This window comes from Enterococcus sp. DIV1682a, assembly GCF_051711005.1.
Taxonomy (GTDB): domain Bacteria; phylum Bacillota; class Bacilli; order Lactobacillales; family Enterococcaceae; genus Enterococcus_B; species Enterococcus_B hirae.
In genome coordinates this window covers 1,613,540-1,632,522 of the sequence record NZ_JBIOLT010000001.1, presented here as the reverse complement: position 1 = coordinate 1,632,522, position 18,983 = coordinate 1,613,540, and the positions used below count along the sequence as shown (strand labels likewise).

Sequence of the window (18,983 nt, the reverse complement as noted above, 5' to 3'; positions counted from 1 at the left end):
AAATTGAAAGGCTCGTATGGTTTTTCATTCTTGATTTTGAAGTTGCAGGGTTGCTTATAACATAAAGAGAAGCCAAAGGAGCCGAAACCAAGTTTGATTTTCGCTCAATTTGGCTTCTTTTTACGGTAATGTCATATTTGAGTATTTTTTTATTGAAAAAAATAACAGCGTTTACCTGTTCTGCTCGTAACTTGTGAAGGAATCAGGTAAAATAGAGTAAAGGAGGAGGATATATGCTAAAAAATTTAAAAGAAGTTGTTATCGCCATTTTACCAATGACGCTTTTAATTGTTATTTTAACTTTTATTTTTGCACCGCTTGACTCAGATGAAATGATTTCTTTTTTGTTTGGGGCAGGGATTATGATGATTGGCATGACACTATTTTTATTTGGCGCTGATTATTCGATGATGGAAGTCGGGCGATTAGTGGGAAAATATATGATCAAAAAGAAAAGTCTCACAATTCTCATTGCTTTAGGATTTATGATTGGAATTGTAATCACGATCGCAGAACCTTCCGTTCAAGTGTTGGGACAACAAGTCAATCAGATTTCTGAAGGAAAGATTGGCCGAGTTTTGTTAATTGGAATTGTAAGCGTTGGCACAGGTGTCTTTTTAGCGTTTGCTCTGTTACGGGTTGTCTTCAAATTATCTTATTATCAATTGATGGCGATTGGTTATGTTGGTGTATTAGTCGCTTCATTTTTTACAAGTAATGAATTTATGCCGATTGCTTTTGATTCTGGAGGCGTTACGACTGGACCGATTACTGTTCCTTTTATTCTAGCATTAGCTGGCGGACTGACTAGTATGATTCGTCAAGAAACGAGTGCCAATGATAGCTTTGGGATGGTTGGGATTGCATCTTTAGGTCCAATTCTGGCAGTAATGATTTTAGGGGTGATTTTTCAATGAAGATAGTCCAAGAATTATTCTCGGGTATAGAAATCATTTCCTACGAGGTGTTAATCGCCATATCGCCGATCATACTATTATTCTTAGTCATGAACTTCCTGAGCTTTCAGATGAGTAAAGAACGTTTCTGGGCTATTATCAAGGGCTTTTTGATCACTACTGTCGGATTGATCTTATTCCTGCATGGTGTCGATCTGGCTTACGTTCCTGTTGGACAACATCTAGGTAGTGTACTTGCTAGTTTAGAACATAATCAGCTTTTGATACCTTTAGGGTTCTTGATGGGGTTTTTAGTTGGTTTCGCAGAACCAGCGATCCATGTCATGGTTAAACAAGTGGAAGAATTGAGTGAGGGAAGAATCAAAGCAAAAATCATGTTAGCAGTCATCTCTATTGGGATTGGCTTAGCAGTTGGGTTATCTATGTGGCGTTTATTAGTTGGGTTTTCTCTCTACTATTTTTTGATTCCAGGATATAGCTTAGCTTTCATTTTAGGACGCAAGGTTGATAAAATTTTTCTTGCTATGACATTTGATAACGGAGGGGTAGCGACTGGTCCCATGTGTTCCACGTTCATTTTATCGATGTGTGTGGCAATTGCCACGCAAATTGAAGGAAGAGATCCGATTATTGATGGATTTGGAGTGGTGGCTATGATTGCATTGACGCCCATATTATCGACATTGGTTCTAGGCTATATATACAAAAGGAAAGATGAAAAAGATAAACAAGCCAAACACAAATTACAACAGTTGGAGGGAAAAAAATGAAAGATCCTGTAGCGTTGAATCTGAATATGATCGTCACGATTGTTGATGGGGGAATGGGGTACGAAGTGATTAAGTTTTCAAAAACCGCCGGAGCAGCTGGAGGTACGATACTCCATGGGCGTGGATCAGGGATTCATGATTCTAGTAATTTTTTAGGTCTGGAAATCTCACCTGAAAAAGATATTGTGTTAACCCTCGTACCTGATAGTTTAACCAATCAAGTCATGGAGACGATTGGTCAGGGAATCAACATTGATGTTCCAGGAAATGGTATCTGTTTTAGTATTGATGTCGATAAAGTCATTGGGATCACTAAAATCCACCAATATCGGGAAGTGATCGAGATGAAAGAATTGATGGAAAAAGAGGAGTGAACCTGCAATCGCTCAGGTGGTTTCATTGTTTTAAGGAGAATTTGATGAATTACTAAATTTTTATGAAACCCTCCTCTTTTACCAGACAACTTTTTAAAAATATGCTATGTTAAAAATGATAAAGGGGGAGAAAAATGAATTTTTTAGTGGTGCTAAAGGATCAAGTCATCAACCGTTCGACCTTTCTTTATGTTCAGTTAAACAAGGGGAAAACTTTGTTGCATTTTTCGCCAGAGTTTCATTTAGAAGGTCAAACACTAGGAGAAATCTATCAATCAGAAGGGTTAACTGCACTTTTGCTCTTTTTTAATAGAGAACTTGATTTACCTGTGAAAGATTACCTTGAGCTTTCATTGACAAGTTGGGATCAGGCAGTAACAGAGCTATTTCCAAATGGCTTGATAATCAAGGAGAACGGCCGGTTGATACAGTTAACGGTCAGTGAACTTCAAAGACAAATGCGTTATAAAATTGATGAGAAAGATTCGTTTTCAATTTTTCAACGGCAACAAAAAATCTTAAAAAGTTTTTTAAGTGAAATTGGTAAAAAACGCCATTTATTAAAGACAACTCAATTATTAAAAAAATATCCTGATTTAGTTCATACATCGATTCAATTAACACAATTCTTAACGCTGATTCGCCGATTTGTTCGCTTGAAGGAAGTGCCTTCTAGAAAGCTCACGTTACCGTTAGCGGATACATTTCGTGTCGTCCAAAGAGCGCAGGAAAAGAAAGTCATCGTGATTGACTTTATGAAGAATCGGAATGCACTTCATCAATTAACAATGGAAAAAGCGAATTAAAGCTTTTTCTTTTTGCTTTTTTTTGCCATAATAAGAGCAACAGGAGGAGTTACGATGGCACAAATTTGGTTAAGACGCTTGATTGAATACAAAAGAAAATACAACCAAGTGATGCAAGGACGTTATGCAACATTTGATTCGTTGAACCGAGTATTGTTGATTCTGGCACTATTCTTTCGTCTGTTTCAATTTTTACTTCCTTTTTCAATCGGCTATTTCTTATTTTGGGGATTACTCGGTCTAATCGTATTTCGATTGTTATCGAAGAAAATCTATGTAAGAATAAATGAAAATCGTAAATTCATCGAAAAATCGAATCAAATAAAATTATGGTTTTCTCAGTTGAGAAAGCCAAAAAATTCAAAGAAAGTGATGGAGTACACGTTTTTTTCTTGTCCTACTTGTCACCAAAAGCAAAGAGCGCCACGAGGTAAAGGACGAATTCGAGTGACTTGTAAAAAATGCGGTACCCAATTTGAAACGAAAGTCTAGGTGAAGAGGATGAAGTTAGTCTTATTACGACATGGTGAAAGTGAAGCCAATTTTCAAAATTATTGGACTGGCTGGTTAGATGTTGCGCTAACTGAAAAGGGGATGCAACAAGCAACGGAAGCTGGACGAAAAATGAATGAGCAAGGATTGGTTTTTGATATCGTTTATACATCTGTACTAAAAAGAGCAATCAAAACGTCACAGTTAGCTTTAGAAGAAATGAATCAATTGTATCTTCCCGTCCAAAAAACTTGGCGGTTAAATGAACGACATTATGGGGCATTAGTTGGTAAAAATAAAACGGAGATGAAAAAAGAATATGGCGAAGAACAAGTCAAAAAATGGCGTCGTGGCTATCGAGAAGTTCCGCCACTCGTATCAGAAAACCATTTTGATCGACGCTATGATTCTTTAGATCCACGTTTGCTCTCCCATGGTGAAAGCTTAGAGATGACAGTTGAGCGCGTGGTTCCTTTATGGCAAGATGAACTTGCACCACACTTATTAGCTGGTAAAAATGTCTTAGTGGTTGGACATGGGAATAGCTTACGTGCGTTAACGAAATACTTAGAAGATGTACCAGAAAATCAGTTGGATACGATTGATATCCCGAATGCGCAACCGATCCAATACACTTTAAATAAAGAGTTAGAAATCCTCAGAAAAGAATTGTTATAAGAGGGACATGTTTTGTGGGAATATGAATAGATTTAAAGGAAAGAAGTTACGATGATAAAAAATTATGTTTGGGATTTTGATGGAACATTATTTGATACTTATCCAGCCATGGTCGATGGAGCGCTTCAAGCAATGGCTGCGTTAGGCATCTTAGCGGATCAAGAAACGATTTATCCGATCATGAAGAAATTTTCCACTCGTCAACTAATCAAAGAATACCAATTACCAGAAGAACAATTTACACCCTTGTTTCATCGTTATGAAGCAGCGAGTCAGAAAATTTCCAAGCCTTTTGTAGGCACCCAAGAAGTGTTACGATCATTGAAAAGCCAAGGTGCAAAGCATTTTATTTTGACCCATCGACTCTCATCCTCAACTTGGGGATTACTTGAGCAGTTTGATCTAGCTGATTTAATTGAAGAAGTCATCGGAATTGATCGGAATTTTCCTCGTAAGCCAGCGCCCGACTCATTAAATGATTTGATCCAAAGACATCAATTGAAAAAGTCGGAAACGATCATGATTGGTGATCGTCGTTTAGATATAGAAGCTGGTAAGAACGCAGGAGTCTTGACTTGTTTGTATGATATTGATCATTTTTTACAAGATATTCCTGCCGATTATGTTGTAGATGATCTCTTAAAAATCCTTGATATCAAGGAGAAAGCAATAAAATAGTATCCTCTTTCAAAGTGAGGTATGTTATAATTTGAATAAGGAGTGATCAAATGGAAATCAAAAGACAAAAAGAAGTAGTAGAGGCATTTCACTATGATTTTAAAAGGCCTGATCAAGAAGTTGAAACAGATTTAAAAGTAGGATTTTCTCCTCTGAAAGAGACGATTGAGAACTATCCGAAAGAACACAGTATCGTAGGGGCACGTTTAGAATTTCGCTTAGTCTTTGATACATATGTTTTATCAGGAAGCGTGAGTCAAATTAACCATATCCTTAATCGAAAGATTGAAGGACAAAATGATGTCACACAAGAAGAAGTGGATGAGCTAGTTGCGCCATTATTTGACATCGTCAAACGAATGGCCTATGAAATAACTGAGATTGCATTGGATCAACCAGGCGTGAAACTAAATTTTCAATCTGAAAAAGAAGAAAATGAAGCATAAAACGTGCTTAAAACCAGTAGTGATAGTCAAAGGCTATCACTACTGGTTTTTTTCTATTACTAATTGTAAGCAAAACGAATGTATTTTTTACATAAATAGTCTAGAATGAACGAGTCGCTGAAAAAAATATTTTCAGGAAAATGATTGAAGAATCATTTTCGGGAACCTTTACTTCCTTAGATGGACTTGTCATTAAAAATTAGAGGAGGAGTAAAATGACAACACTCATCACAGTTTTAGTGGTTCTAGTTTTTGCGGTATTATTATATGTTTTCTATCGCATGCAAAAGCGCCATGCAAAATTTTCAACAAGGGTTTATACAGCTCTAGCTATCGGAATCGTATTTGGTGGCTTATTACAATTGATTTTTGGAGTAGATAACCAAGTCATCAGTCAATCAATGGAATGGATCAATATCGTAGGTGAAGGCTATGTCGGCTTCTTACAAATGCTGATTATGCCATTAGTATTCGTCTCGATCGTTGGCGCATTTACAAAAATGAAAGTTTCTGAAAAATTAGGTAAAATCAGTGCAACAGTATTAACCTCACTGCTTGCAACAACAGCAATTGCTGCATTGATTGGAATTGGTACAACCATATTATTCGGTCTTCAAGGAGCGAAGTTTACCGAGGGCGCAGCAGAAACAGCTCGAATCTCGGAATTAGCCACTCGCCAAGAGAGTATCCAAGGATTAACGATTCCGCAACAAATATTATCATTCATCCCTAAAAATGTTTTTGCTGATCTAGCTGGTACACGTGCAACAAGTACGATCGGTGTTGTGATTTTTGCTGCATTTGTCGGGATTGCTTATCTAGGAGTCAAAAGAAAAGCACCGAAAGAAGCAGAATTTTTTGCCAATTTGATTGATAGTTTATATAAAATCGTTATGCGTATCGTTACCTTAGTTTTACGTTTGACTCCATATGGCGTCTTTGCGTTGATGACGAATGTGATGGCTACTAGTGATTTTGTTGCCATTATCAATTTAGGAAAATTCGTACTTGCTTCGTATGTTGCTTTACTAGCAGTCTTGATTGTTCATTCATTGATCTTGCTTTCAGTGAAAGTCAATCCGTTTGACTACTTTAAAAAAGCTTTTCCAGTATTGAGCTTTGCTTTTACTTCACGTTCAAGTGCAGGGGCATTGCCATTGAATATCGAAACACAGACCAAAGCGTTAGGTGTGGATGAAGCAACAGCGAATTTTTCAGCCAGCTTTGGTTTATCAATTGGGCAAAACGGCTGTGCAGGTGTGTATCCAGCGATGCTAGCCACGATCGTTGCTCCAGCTGCTGGAATTGATGTTTTTAGTATTGGCTTTATCTTGATGTTAGTTGCAATCGTCACGATCAGCTCATTTGGTGTAGCCGGTGTTGGTGGCGGCGCAACGTTTGCTTCATTGATCGTCTTAGGGGCGATGAATTTGCCAGTTGCCATCGTTGGCTTAGTTATCTCAGTAGAACCATTGATTGATATGGCTCGAACAGCAACGAACGTCAGTGGCAGTATGGTTGCCGGGATTGTCACAAGTGCTAGAATTAAGGACTTGGATCGTGAAGCAATCAAAGATGATTCAAAAGTCATTGATGTCAATGCTTAGTTATAAGCCAAAAACAGATTTCGTCTTTGAGACGGGATCTGTTTTTTTTATAAGCGATTGATACAGGGAATCTATTTTATTCCGAAAAGTGAAAACGAAATTCCATCCACTCCAAAAACTATGACAATAAGGGCAAGTATAAGAGTATAAAGATGGAGTGAAGATAGCTTTTCCGATCTTCGTATGCTAAAATAGTTAAGCTTATGACTTCTAAAACGAAGAAATGTAGGAGGATTTACATGTTTACCAATGAAATGAAAATCATGTTATATGTTGATGATGTGAAAAAAAACGTTGATTTTTGGACTGCGGTTGGATTCAAAGAATTAGATCGTCAAGAAATGGATGGCACATTGGTTGTAGAAATCGCCCAATCAGAGAAGGCGACTACTTCACTTGTCTTATACGATCGGGAATTCATTGAACAACATTCCCCAGAAGTTGCTGGAAGTTCCCCATCCTTGATGTTTTATAGCGATGATATTTTTGATTTATATAAGAAAATGCAAGCACAAGGTACGGTATTAGGCGAATTAGTCCAGTTAGGTGAAGAATACGTATTTAATTTTGCCGATCCTGATGGTAATTATTTTGCAGTAACAGGGAAATAAAGGAATGATTTGAAGGTAGTCTTCAGACACTCATTCTACTAGTAGTTAAACAGGTCATGTTTAGAGACTAGTAGAGTGGGTGTTTTTCACTTGGTAGAACCTAGTTTATGTAAATGGTCATTCCATCGTTGAGGTCATCTTATTCCATCTTTTATGTAGTAAAGTTTGCCTAAATAAAAAAACGATAATTATATTATGTTAACTGAAGAGTTTGAACATAAATACACAAGCATAAATATCGTCAAACGAACCTTACTTTTTTTATACTATTCTGGAGAGAAGAGAAGGAAGGAAAGAAAACATGGATTACCAAGTATTACTTTATTACAACTACACAACCATTGAAGACCCAGAGCAATTTGCGAAGGAACATTTAGCCTTTTGTAAATCGTTGAATTTAAAAGGAAGAATCTTAGTTGCCAAAGAGGGAATCAACGGCACATTGTCTGGAACGATCGAAGAAACTGAAAAATATATGGCGATGATGCATCAAGACGAGCGTTTTGCTGATACATTTTTTAAAATTGATCCAAGTGAAGGCCACGCATTTAAGAAAATGTTTGTTCGTGCACGACCAGAACTTGTTTCTTTGAAATTAGAAGACGATATCGATCCTCGCGAATTGACAGGAGATTATCTCTCACCAAAAGAATTCAAAGAGGCAATTTTAGATGAAGATACTGTTGTCATTGATGCCAGAAATGATTATGAGTATGATCTAGGACATTTTCGTGGGGCTGTTCGTCCTGATATTAGAAGCTTTAGGGAACTCCCTAAATGGATCCGTGATCATAAAGAAGAATTTATGGAAAAACGAGTGGTTACTTATTGTACTGGCGGGATTCGTTGCGAAAAATTTTCTGGTTGGTTAGTCCGTGAAGGCTTCAAAGATGTTGGTCAACTACACGGCGGGATCGCAACTTATGGAAAAGACCCTGAAGTTCAAGGAGAATTGTGGGACGGTAAGATGTATGTGTTTGATGAACGTATTGCAGTTGATATCAATCAAGTGGATAAACGAATCGTAGGCAAAGATTGGTTCGACGGTACGCCTTGCGAACGCTACATCAATTGTGGCAATCCTGAATGCAATCGTCAGATGTTGACTTCTGTTGAAAATGAAGAAAAACATTTAGGTTCTTGTTCGATCGAATGCGCAAAACATCCACAAAACCGCTACATCAAAGAGCATCAACTGTCTGAAAAAGAAGTAGAAGAAAAATTAGCTGCTTTTTTTAACTAGCATTTAGTGACAAGCTGAAAAATAAACATAGCAGGAGAAGCTGTTCTCCAATCAGCTAGCTCTAGTTGAGCGCTGAGTGAACAAGGGATTTCCTTTGCTATCTTTATTTTTGGCTTGTCTTTTTTTCTTTTTATTGAGAAAATCAGTATAGGAAAGGGAAAAACCTTTTCGATAAGTGTAAATCTATGCGAAAGATACGTTATACTACAATGGAAAGGGAGAGTTTCATCATGAAAAAGTGGGTGTATGCGATTGGCGATGTTCATGGAAAATACGATCTCTTTAAAAAATTGGTCAACGAATTTGATCCATTAAATCATCAATTAGTATTGATGGGGGATTTGAATGATAGAGGCCCTAACACGAAAGAATGTTTTTTACTAGGTATGCAACTAGTCAAAGAAAATAACGCGATTTATCTTCGAGGAAACCACGAAGAGTACTTTTTGCAGTTCCTCCAAAGTCCTGAAGACTGGTATGAGCCCTATTTACGGAATGGTGGCAAAGAAACATTTGACAGTCTTTTACACCCTGGGTCAACTGAAGAGTATTCGCCCACAGAGATTGCGTTGATGATTCGCTCACGATATGGCGAACTGATTGATTTTTTATGTGAGCGGCCGCTTTATTATGAATGGCATAATTATCTCTTTGTCCATGCAGGGGTTGACTTAACTAAAAAAGATTGGCATGATACAAACCCTCATGATTTCATCTGGATCCGCGAACCTTTCCATGAAGGTAAAAATAATACAGGAAAAACAATCGTTTTTGGTCATACCATTACTCCTATGCTACACGGAGATATGGAAACGACAGATTTATGGATTCACGATAAGAAAATCGGAATTGACGGTGGAGCAGTCTTCGGTGGATCGATGCATGGTGTGGTTTTTGATGAAACTGGTATCGTTCAAGACATTGAGTATCAAAACACTGAAGGACCGTGGCAAGGAAATTAATGGATCAGGATAACAGTACATGATTCTTTATAAAAGTATTGAGGAAACTCAAATTCCTCAACTATTATAGGGGATTTTTAGTGTGATTGATTTGTTTTGCTGAGAGCTGCTATAAGTACTGTTATCAAATATGATAAAATAAATAAGTATGTGAGAAAATCCACCATTTTTATTTAGAAACAGGGAATAATGAAAATGGCTTTAACTTAAAAAGGGAGTATATTGATGGCAGAGAATTTAAATCAAACAATTGTCCAGTTAGTTCAAAAAGAACTAACGATGTATCATTCAAAACAACTTACCACCGTATTGAATTTATTGAACGAAGGAAATACTGTCCCATTTATTGCACGTTACCGAAAAGAAATGACCGGTAGCTTAGATGAGGTACAAATTCGAGAAATTGAAGAGCGCTATGCTTATTTAGAAAACTTAGAGAAACGAAAACAAGAAGTGATTCGTTTAATCGATGAACAAGGTAAGCTAACGCCAGAATTGAAAAAAGACATTACTTTAGCAGTTAAAATGCAACAAGTAGAAGACTTGTATCGTCCTTATAAACAAAAACGCAGAACGAAAGCGACAATCGCAAAAGAAAAAGGATTAGAGCCTTTTGCCCAGTGGCTTCGTCAATTGCTCAATGAAGATGTCTATGCAGAAGCAAAAAAATACCTCAATGATGAAAAAGAAGTTCATACGGTCGAGGAAGTATTGCAAGGCGCTCACGAAATCATTGCTGAAGAAGTCAGTGATAATGCAACTTACAGAACGTGGGTACGCTCCTATACCTACAATAAAGGTTCTTATGTCAGTGTCGTTAAAAAGAAGGAGCTAGATGAAAAAGCGGTATATGAAATGTATTATGATTATGCCGAACCCATTCATAAAATCGTCTCTCATCGTATTTTAGCGACGAATCGTGGTGAAAAAGAAGGCATTTTGAAAGTCGGACTCCAAGTGGAAGAGGAACCTATTTTGTCTTATCTGGAGCGGCAATTGATCAACAACCCAGCTTCTCCCGCAACTATGTTTGTTAGGAATGCATATCAAGATAGTTACAAACGATTTATCCAACCTGCGATTGAGCGGGAAGTGCGCAATGAATTAACTGAAAAAGCTGATGAGCAAGCAATTGCGATCTTTGGAGAAAACCTCCGTAATCTATTGTTACAACCTCCTTTAAAAGGAAAAGTCGTTTTAGGATTCGATCCAGCCTATCGTACAGGATGTAAGTTAGCTGTAGTAGATGCGACAGGTAAAGTTTTGGCAATTGAAGTCATCTATCCGCATAAACCTGCTTCTCAAGCGAAACGTGAAGCTGCAGGACCTGCTTTTGTTCAATTGATCAACCAATACCAAGTAGATATGGTCGCAATAGGAAATGGTACTGCTAGCCGTGAATCAGAACAATTTGTTGCTGAACAATTAAAATCAGCTGATCATAAAGCGTACTATGCGATCGTGAATGAGGCGGGAGCTTCTGTTTATTCTGCAAGTGATATTGCCCGCAAAGAATTTCCTGACCTCCAAGTGGAAGAGCGAAGTGCAGTGTCGATCGCTCGACGTTTGCAAGATCCATTAGCTGAATTAGTGAAGATTGACCCTAAAGCTGTAGGAGTTGGACAATACCAACATGATGTTTCTCAAAAACGTTTAGCGGAACAATTAGATTTTGTAGTAGAAACTGTGGTCAATCAAGTGGGTGTGGATGTTAATACTGCAAGCCCTCAATTATTGCAACACATCTCTGGTTTGAATAAAACAACTGCTCAAAATATTGTGACTTATCGAGAAGAAAATGGTGCGTTTGAGACGCGAGCGCAATTGAAAAAAGTTCCTCGCTTAGGACCAAAGGCTTATGAGCAAGCGATCGGGTTTATCCGTGTACCAGGTGGGAAAAACATTCTTGATAATACAGGCATTCACCCAGAAAGCTATCCAATTGCAAAAGAAATTCTAAAAAGCAATGGGTTATCAGAGAAAACATTAGGTAAAAAAGAAGCAATCGAAACCCTATCTCAACTTTCTTCCACTCATTTATCCAAAACATTATCTGTAGGAGAAGAAACGTTAGCTGATATTCTTGAAGGGTTAACCCGACCTGGTAGAGATATGCGGGATGAAATGCCAGCCCCACTCTTGCGTTCAGATGTTTTAAGTATGGAAGATTTGAAACCAGGGATGGAGTTGAAAGGGACTGTACGGAATGTAATCGACTTTGGCGCGTTTGTTGATATCGGTGTAAAGCAAGACGGATTAGTTCATCTTTCTAAATTAAGTAAAAAATTTGTTAAACATCCTACTGATGTCGTTTCTGTAGGCGATGTTGTAACAGTTTGGATTGAAGCTGTTGATGTCAATAAAGGAAGAATCAGTTTAACGATGCTTTCCCCTTATGAGGCGAAATAAAGTGACAGAAATCGAATTGCAGCAACTCGTTGAAAAAATCTCGCTAGATAGTTTTTCATTGCCCTTTAAGCATCAAGCAAAATTCAATTCTCGTTTGCGATCTACAGGGGGACGTTATCACTTAAACGACCATCATTTAGATTTTAATTGGAAGATGTTTCAAGAAGTGGATGAAGCGACAAAAGTTGCAATCATTAAACATGAATTATGTCATTATCATTTGCATTTAGCTAATAAAGGTTATCGTCATCGAGATGCTGATTTTAAGGCTTTACTAAAAAAAACGGGTGGTTTAAGATACGCTCCTGCTCTTTCTGCTAAGAAAACGACTAAAATTGAATGGTATCAGTGTGCTAGTTGTACAACCGATATTTACCGCAAGCGAAAAATCGATACAAAACGCTATGTTTGCGGGAAATGTCGAGGGCATTTGATTTGGAAGGAAACACTGGATAAAGTGCCAAATGAACAGATTTCTAGTAAGTAAAAAATCTTAAAAAGGAGAAAAAAGCTCATGACGAATCAAGGGGAACAATTGAAAGATTGGAATTGTTTGCTATCCTTTTTGGCTGATGCAAGTGATCAAAGAACAAATGATTCGGCACCAATAGTGATTCTAGCAGGCAATGGCTTACCGATTCTTGCTGATAAGGCAGCTGAACTGTATTTGCAAGGACAAGTGCAGCAAATCTTTCTAGTCGGAGGAATCGGACATGCTACTAAGGTGCTTCGCCAAAATTTTGCAAAGCAAGGGGTTTTATTTGAGGATGGACTCAGTGAAAGTGAGATGTGTTTTCGTTACTTAACAGAAAAATACCACATTCCAACTGAAAGATTCATTTTAGAAACAACCTCGACGAACTCTGGGGAAAATGCACAACATGCCTTGACGATCCTTCAAAAAAAGGGCGCTTTACCTGAACGGATTTTTCTTATGAATGATCCAACATTACAGCGACGTACCAGAGCAACTTTTGAGAAGGTCTGGAAAGGCACAGGAGTAGAATGGTGTAACTATGTCCCATTTGTTCCCCAATTAATTGAACTAGCGGAAGAGTTACATTTTTCTCAGCCAGAGTTGAACGATCAATGGTCGAAAGATTATTTCTATGCGTTAGTTTTAGGAGAAATGGTTCGTTTGAAGGATGATGAACAGGGCTATGGACCAAATGGGAAAAATTATATGAATCATGTGGACATCCCTCAAAAAGTTTGGTCAGCCTATCAACGGATCCGTTCTTCTGTTTTAGGAACTTTCTTGCGTTCATGAGAAAATCATCCCTAGTAGACCAAACGAGAGCGTTAGCCAGTTTTTAAATTTGAACGATTTTTCAAGTAAGTAACCTCTTCAAATATATTTGGTTGAAATTTTTTTAGGTTTATATGATAATGAGGAACGTGTTGTAATAGAAAACAAAATAATGGATGATATTTAAGAGAAGAGGATTCAAATGGAAAATCAAAACAAATTATACCATTTTGTTGGTATTAAAGGATCAGGAATGAGCTCATTGGCACTTGTCCTACACGAGCAAGGGCTACCAGTACAAGGATCAGATATCGAAAAATATTTCTTTACACAAAGGGATTTAGAAAAAGCAAATATCAAAATTTTGCCTTTTGATGCAGAGAATGTTCAACCTGGAATGACGATCATTGCTGGTAATGCTTTCCCAGATACGCATGAGGAGATTCAAAGAGCGAAAGAGTTGGGATTAGAAGTTGTTCGTTATCATGACTTTATCGGCGACTTTATCCAAAACTACACGAGTATTGCAGTGACTGGTTCACATGGTAAAACGAGTACGACAGGATTACTTTCACATATGTTGACTGGCATTCGTCCAACAAGTTATTTAATTGGTGATGGCACAGGACATGGCGATCCTCAAGCAGAATTTTTTGCATTTGAAGCTTGTGAATATCGTCGCCATTTCTTAGCATATTCGCCTGATTATGTTATCATGACAAATATTGATTTTGATCATCCAGATTATTATACAAGTATTGATGATGTGTTTACCGCATTTCAATCAATGGCAAATCAAGTGAAAAAAGCGATCTTTGCCTATGGAGACGATGCTTACTTAAGAAAATTAGAAGCAGATGTTCCGATCTATTATTATGGTGTTTCTGAAGATGATGATATCCAAGCTCGGAATATCGAACGCACAACGACGGGGTCAGCTTTCGATGTGTACCACAAAGATGAATTTGTGGGACATTTCACTGTTCCTGCTTTTGGCAAACATAATATATTAAACGCATTAGGCGTGATCGCAGTTGCTTATTTTGAAAAACTAGACCAAGAAGAAGTAGCGAAAGAATTGTTAACATTCCCAGGTGTAAAACGTCGCTTCAGCGAAAAAATCGTAGCTGATATGACAGTTGTAGATGATTATGCCCATCATCCAGCTGAAATCAAAGCAACAATCGATGGGGCTCGACAAAAGTACCCTGATAAAGAAATCATTGCAGTTTTCCAACCTCATACATTTACCCGCACAATTGCTTTGATGGATGAGTTTGCAGAAGCACTAGATCTTGCAGATAAAGTTTATCTATGTGATATATTTGGCTCTGCTCGTGAAGAACAGGGCGATGTCAAAATTGAAGATCTTGGCAATAAAATCAAAAAAGGTGGTCAAGTGATCAAAGAAGACAATGTTTCTCCTTTACTTGATTTCCACGATGCTGTCATTATCTTTATGGGTGCAGGGGACGTTCAAAAATTTGAACAAGCGTATGAAAAATTATTAAGTAGTACGACAAAGAATGTATTGTAATCTATTTTTTAAGTAGTCGATTGTAAAGCAGTCTCTATCTGTTAAAGAATGAAACTTAACAGGTAGAGACTTTTTGTTCTTTCTGGTTTTCAAAAGAGGAATCAACATCGCTGTCTTCTTTCAGTTTCGTTAATAATTTCTTGTTTTAATCAGTGTAACTTGCCTTTTTGGACTGTTTTGATACAATAAGAAGTGATCAATATATAAACTGGAGGGTTACTAACTTGAACATAAGTAAACCACGTAAATTAGGAAAAACCATCAATGAACTGGAGGAAGGGGACTCGTTGTCTTTAACTGAATCGATTGAAGACAATCAGCTGTTATTGTATTTAGGACTAACAAATGATGCGAATCCACTCTACATCCAACATGATTTTGCGAAACAAACGGAGTACCAACAACCGATTGTGCCTTCTGTCATGTTGATGGGCATCATCACCAGTGCAATTTCAAAACATTTACCAGGTCCTGGGTCTCATGTAGTCAATTTTTCTGTCAATTTTATTGAGCCAGTTTTCCATTATCAAACATTGACTTTTCAGTTTGATATTATCAAAGTAGACAAAATGAAAAATGTCGTGACAATCTCTGTCGAAGCAAACAATAGCGAAGAAAATCGGGTATTGGATGCAGTAGTGATGGTTCAGCCACCGGTCGAACCAGAATTAGAGATTACTCTTGAAAGTGAAGGTGAAACATATGAATAATCAAGGTACTATTTCAACAGGACTGAATCGCTTCTATGCTAAGGTCTATGGTTATCTAGGAGGAGGTCTAGCATTAAGTGCGATTATCTCTTATCTCGCATTACAAGTATATCCTCAACAAGTTTTCTCGTTCATCAACAATTTCCCATTAGGCTTTATGGGTCTCTGGATCGTAGAGTTGATTTTAGTAGTTGTATTGGGCGTTAAAGCAGCTAAAAACCCAAGTTTAGCTATTGGTGGTTTTATTGCGTATTCGCTCTTGAATGGACTGACGTTAGCTGTCACATTAGCGATGTATGATATCGGTAGCATTACCAGAGCGTTTATTACAGCAACTGGAATGTTTTTAGGGATGTCCGTTGTAGGCTTGGTTACTAAAAAAGATTTGACAGGTGTCGGCCGTGCCGGAATGGCCGCATTGATCGGTGTCATTATTGCCATGGTCTTAAATGTCTTTATCTTACGAAGTAGCGCAGTAGAGTTGTTTATTTCTCTTCTTTTAGTCGTGATCTTCGCAGGAATTACCGCATATGACAACCAAAAGATCCGGTCAATCTATATAGAATCAAATGGGACAGCACACAGTGGAATTGCCGTTTTCTTGGCATTGCAACTATACCTTGATTTTATCAACTTGTTCTTAGCATTCTTAAGAATTTTCGGACGTAACAATTAAGCGATTGAATGGATCGTTCAGTTGAACAATAATTATGAGAGTGAAAAGCATTGAGTCTTTTCACTCTTTTTTGTCCAGTAAAGTGGTTAATTTGCGTTTTTCTTTTCGCTTTCCTCAGTATTCTTTGTTAGAATAAATAAGAACTTTACAGTAAGGAGTTAGGCAGATGACAAAAAATAAATTATTACTTGTAGATGGAAATAGTGTTGCTTTTCGCGCATTTTTTGCTTTACACAATTCATTAGAACGGTTTAAAAATAGAAATGGGTTGCATACAAATGCGATCTATGCTTTTAACACGATGTTTGAAAATGTGATGCAAAAAGAGCAACCTACTCATGTATTAGTTGCATTCGATGCAGGAAAGACGACGTTTAGAACCGAGATGTATGCAGAATACAAAGGTGGCCGTTCAAAAACTCCTGGAGAATTTAAAGAACAGATGCCTTACATTCGTGAATTACTCACAGGACTAGGTGTCCAATACTATGAATTACCTAATTATGAAGCGGATGACATCATTGGGACATTAGCCGAAAAAGTCAATAAAGAAGAATTTGATGTCGTTGTTTTATCTGGTGATCGAGATCTGACTCAATTAGCTAGTAATGAAATCAAAGTAGACATTACGGTGAAAGGTGTGAGTGATATCGAAAGTTACACACCTGAACATGTGGCTGAAAAATATGATGGGTTGACGCCAAATCAAATCATTGATATGAAAGGTTTGGCAGGAGACGCTTCAGACAATATTCCTGGTGTGACGAAAATCGGCGAAAAAACAGCAATCAAATTGTTAAAACAATATGGATCCGTTGAAGGGATCTATGAGCATATTGATGAAATGAAACAAAGCAAAATGAAAGAAAATTTGATCAATGATAAAGAACAAGCTTTCTTATCCAAACAATTAGCGACGATCAATACAGATGCACCAGTTGAAGTCTCAATTGATTCATTGAAATATGAAGGGAAAAACTTAGAGAAATTGGTGCCATTTTATAAAGAAATGGAATTTAAACAATTTCTGGCAAAGCTGGACCTTGTTGAGGAAGAAGTCGAACTTGAAGATATCCTATTTGAAGTAGTCCATGAATACCATGAGGACATGTTCACGACTGACATGGCTTTATATGTGGAGATGATGGGAGACAATTACCATACAGAAGATATCGTGGGTGTAGCTTGGGGGACGAAACAAAAAATTTATGTTACGAATGATCTAGCGTTATTTGAGAACGAAGCTTTTTGTGCTTGGTTAGCTGATCCAACACGGTTGAAAAAAGTCTATGATGCCAAACGGACCTATGTGGCTTTAAATCGGTATGCCATGAAAACAAAAGGGATCGATTTTGATGTATTGCTTGGTGCCTACTTGCTTGATACAAATGAGAAAAGTACGGATATTGAAGGAATCGCTGCCCATTATGGCTATCATGAAGTGCAGTCAGATGAAGCAATTTATGGAAAAGGGGCAAAAAAAGGATTACCGGAAGAGGAAGAAGTATTTTTTGCCCACCTTGCCAGAAAAGTATCTGCCATTAATGTTTTAACACCTAAGTTAAGTCAAGAATTAACAGAAAAAAACCAAATGGCCTTGTTCCGTGAGATGGAACTACCCCTTTCAATCATCTTAGCTGAAATGGAAATCACTGGTATCAAAGTTGATGCTTCTCGTTTACAAGAAATGAAAATCGAATTCTCCAATCGATTGAAAGAGATCGAGGAAACAATCTATCAAGAGGCTGGTGAATCCTTCAATTTAAACTCACCAAAACAATTAGGGGTCATTTTATTTGAAAAAATGGGGTTACCGGTGATCAAGAAAACGAAGACAGGCTATTCCACTGCGGTCGATGTTTTAGAACAATTAAGAGAACAAGCCCCAATCGTGGATGACATCTTGACGTATCGCCAAATCGCCAAGATCCAGTCAACTTATGTAGAAGGTTTGTTAAAAGTCATTCAATCCGATGGAAAAGTCCATACCAGATATGTTCAAACATTGACTCAAACAGGGCGTTTAAGTTCAGTAGATCCTAATTTACAGAATATTCCTATTCGCTTAGATGAAGGGCGAAAGATTCGCCAAGCATTTGTGCCTAGAGAAAAAGACTGGTTGATCTATTCATCTGACTATTCACAAATCGAATTGCGAGTTTTAGCTCATATCTCAAATGATGAACATTTAAAAGCAGCCTTTCTTGAAGGACAAGACATCCATGCAAGTACTGCTATGCGTGTTTTTGGGATTGAAAAAGCAGAAGATGTCACACCAAATATGCGTCGTCAAGCAAAAGCAGTCAATTTTGGGATCGTTTATGGCATTTCTGACTATGGTTTATCTCAAAACCTTGGGATTACAAGAAAAGCAGCACAACAGTACATTGATACGTATTTTGAGAAATATCCTGGAGTCAAAGAATATATGGAACGTATCGTTCGTGAAGCGAAGGAACAAGGATTTGTCGAAACCCTTTACCATCGCAGACGTTATTTACCAGATATCAATTCACGAAATTATAATATACGTTCTTTTGCTGAAAGAACCGCAATCAATACCCCAATCCAAGGAAGTGCCGCTGATATTCTTAAAATCGCAATGATCGAGTTGGATAAACGCTTAAAAGAAGAAAAACTATCAGCAACCATGTTGTTACAAGTACACGATGAATTGGTTTTTGAAGTGCCAGAAACAGAATTAGAACGATTAGACAAATTAGTAAGTGAAGTCATGGAACATGCCGTGTCCTTACACGTACCATTGATTACAGATAGTAGTTGGGGGAAGACGTGGTATGAAGCGAAATAGCTGATT

General features: G+C 37.5%; 19 protein-coding genes. All 19 read left to right on the top strand.

Annotation, left to right across the window (positions count from 1 at the left end; all coding sequences use genetic code 11):
- Positions 1 to 233: 233 nt before the first annotated feature.
- The 19 genes from IGJ23_RS07445 to polA all read left to right on the top strand — a co-directional run bounded on the left by IGJ23_RS07445 (position 234) and on the right by polA (position 18,977).
- Positions 234 to 917, top strand: a complete 684-nt coding sequence (locus IGJ23_RS07445; RefSeq protein ID WP_010737694.1) for a DUF1538 domain-containing protein — start codon at positions 234 to 236, stop codon at positions 915 to 917.
- The gene (locus IGJ23_RS07440) at positions 914 to 1,687 is read left to right on the top strand and encodes a DUF1538 domain-containing protein (RefSeq protein WP_438774789.1); all 774 of its coding nucleotides are present in this window, start codon (positions 914 to 916) and stop codon (positions 1,685 to 1,687) included. Before IGJ23_RS07445 ends, IGJ23_RS07440 begins: the two co-directional genes overlap by 4 nt.
- Complete coding sequence (locus IGJ23_RS07435) at positions 1,684 to 2,061, top strand: P-II family nitrogen regulator (protein ID WP_010719019.1); 378 nt, start codon at positions 1,684 to 1,686, stop codon at positions 2,059 to 2,061. The genes IGJ23_RS07440 and IGJ23_RS07435 overlap by 4 nt, the downstream gene beginning before the upstream one ends.
- 134 nt (positions 2,062 to 2,195) lie before the next feature.
- A complete protein-coding gene (locus IGJ23_RS07430; protein WP_438774788.1) occupies positions 2,196 to 2,867 on the top strand; it encodes a hypothetical protein in 672 nt (223 codons plus the stop codon).
- Positions 2,868 to 2,921: 54 nt separating this feature from the next.
- On the top strand, positions 2,922 to 3,359 hold the full coding sequence (locus IGJ23_RS07425) for a hypothetical protein (protein WP_010719021.1): 438 nt from the start codon (positions 2,922 to 2,924) through the stop codon (positions 3,357 to 3,359).
- Positions 3,360 to 3,368: 9 nt separating this feature from the next.
- The gene (locus IGJ23_RS07420; RefSeq protein WP_438774787.1) at positions 3,369 to 4,037 is read left to right on the top strand and encodes a 2,3-bisphosphoglycerate-dependent phosphoglycerate mutase; all 669 of its coding nucleotides are present in this window, start codon (positions 3,369 to 3,371) and stop codon (positions 4,035 to 4,037) included.
- A 54-nt stretch (positions 4,038 to 4,091) separates the two neighbouring features.
- Positions 4,092 to 4,715, top strand: coding sequence for an HAD-IA family hydrolase (locus IGJ23_RS07415; RefSeq protein ID WP_438775074.1), 624 nt, complete (start codon positions 4,092 to 4,094; stop codon positions 4,713 to 4,715).
- Between the two features lie 50 nt (positions 4,716 to 4,765).
- Positions 4,766 to 5,161, top strand: a complete 396-nt coding sequence (locus IGJ23_RS07410; RefSeq protein WP_010719024.1) for a DUF1149 family protein — start codon at positions 4,766 to 4,768, stop codon at positions 5,159 to 5,161.
- Between the two features lie 215 nt (positions 5,162 to 5,376).
- Entirely contained in the window at positions 5,377 to 6,768 is a 1,392-nt protein-coding gene (locus tag IGJ23_RS07405) for an L-cystine transporter (RefSeq protein WP_010719025.1), read from the top strand.
- A gap of 239 nt (positions 6,769 to 7,007) precedes the next feature.
- A complete protein-coding gene (locus IGJ23_RS07400) occupies positions 7,008 to 7,379 on the top strand; it encodes a VOC family protein (RefSeq protein ID WP_010719026.1) in 372 nt (123 codons plus the stop codon).
- Between the two features lie 301 nt (positions 7,380 to 7,680).
- Positions 7,681 to 8,622: an oxygen-dependent tRNA uridine(34) hydroxylase TrhO gene (gene trhO / locus IGJ23_RS07395; protein WP_367010319.1), complete on the top strand. Its 942-nt coding sequence runs from the start codon at positions 7,681 to 7,683 to the stop codon at positions 8,620 to 8,622.
- Between the two features lie 230 nt (positions 8,623 to 8,852).
- Complete coding sequence (locus IGJ23_RS07390; RefSeq protein ID WP_010719028.1) at positions 8,853 to 9,584, top strand: metallophosphoesterase family protein; 732 nt, start codon at positions 8,853 to 8,855, stop codon at positions 9,582 to 9,584.
- A gap of 225 nt (positions 9,585 to 9,809) precedes the next feature.
- Positions 9,810 to 11,993 carry a Tex family protein gene (locus tag IGJ23_RS07385; RefSeq protein ID WP_438774786.1) on the top strand — a complete coding sequence of 728 codons (2,184 nt, stop codon included), beginning with the start codon at positions 9,810 to 9,812 and terminating at the stop codon, positions 11,991 to 11,993.
- Between the two features lies 1 nt (position 11,994).
- A complete protein-coding gene (locus tag IGJ23_RS07380; RefSeq protein ID WP_063627188.1) occupies positions 11,995 to 12,480 on the top strand; it encodes a SprT family protein in 486 nt (161 codons plus the stop codon).
- Between the two features lie 27 nt (positions 12,481 to 12,507).
- Complete coding sequence (locus IGJ23_RS07375) at positions 12,508 to 13,263, top strand: YdcF family protein (RefSeq protein WP_438774785.1); 756 nt, start codon at positions 12,508 to 12,510, stop codon at positions 13,261 to 13,263.
- A gap of 181 nt (positions 13,264 to 13,444) precedes the next feature.
- Positions 13,445 to 14,779, top strand: a complete 1,335-nt coding sequence (gene murC, locus IGJ23_RS07370) for a UDP-N-acetylmuramate--L-alanine ligase (protein WP_010737682.1) — start codon at positions 13,445 to 13,447, stop codon at positions 14,777 to 14,779.
- A gap of 224 nt (positions 14,780 to 15,003) precedes the next feature.
- Positions 15,004 to 15,489, top strand: a complete 486-nt coding sequence (locus tag IGJ23_RS07365) for a MaoC/PaaZ C-terminal domain-containing protein (protein ID WP_010737681.1) — start codon at positions 15,004 to 15,006, stop codon at positions 15,487 to 15,489.
- On the top strand, positions 15,482 to 16,165 hold the full coding sequence (locus IGJ23_RS07360) for a Bax inhibitor-1/YccA family protein (protein ID WP_010737680.1): 684 nt from the start codon (positions 15,482 to 15,484) through the stop codon (positions 16,163 to 16,165). The genes IGJ23_RS07365 and IGJ23_RS07360 overlap by 8 nt, the downstream gene beginning before the upstream one ends.
- Positions 16,166 to 16,331: 166 nt before the next feature.
- A complete protein-coding gene (gene polA / locus IGJ23_RS07355; RefSeq protein WP_438774784.1) occupies positions 16,332 to 18,977 on the top strand; it encodes a DNA polymerase I in 2,646 nt (881 codons plus the stop codon).
- Positions 18,978 to 18,983 lie beyond the last annotated feature (6 nt).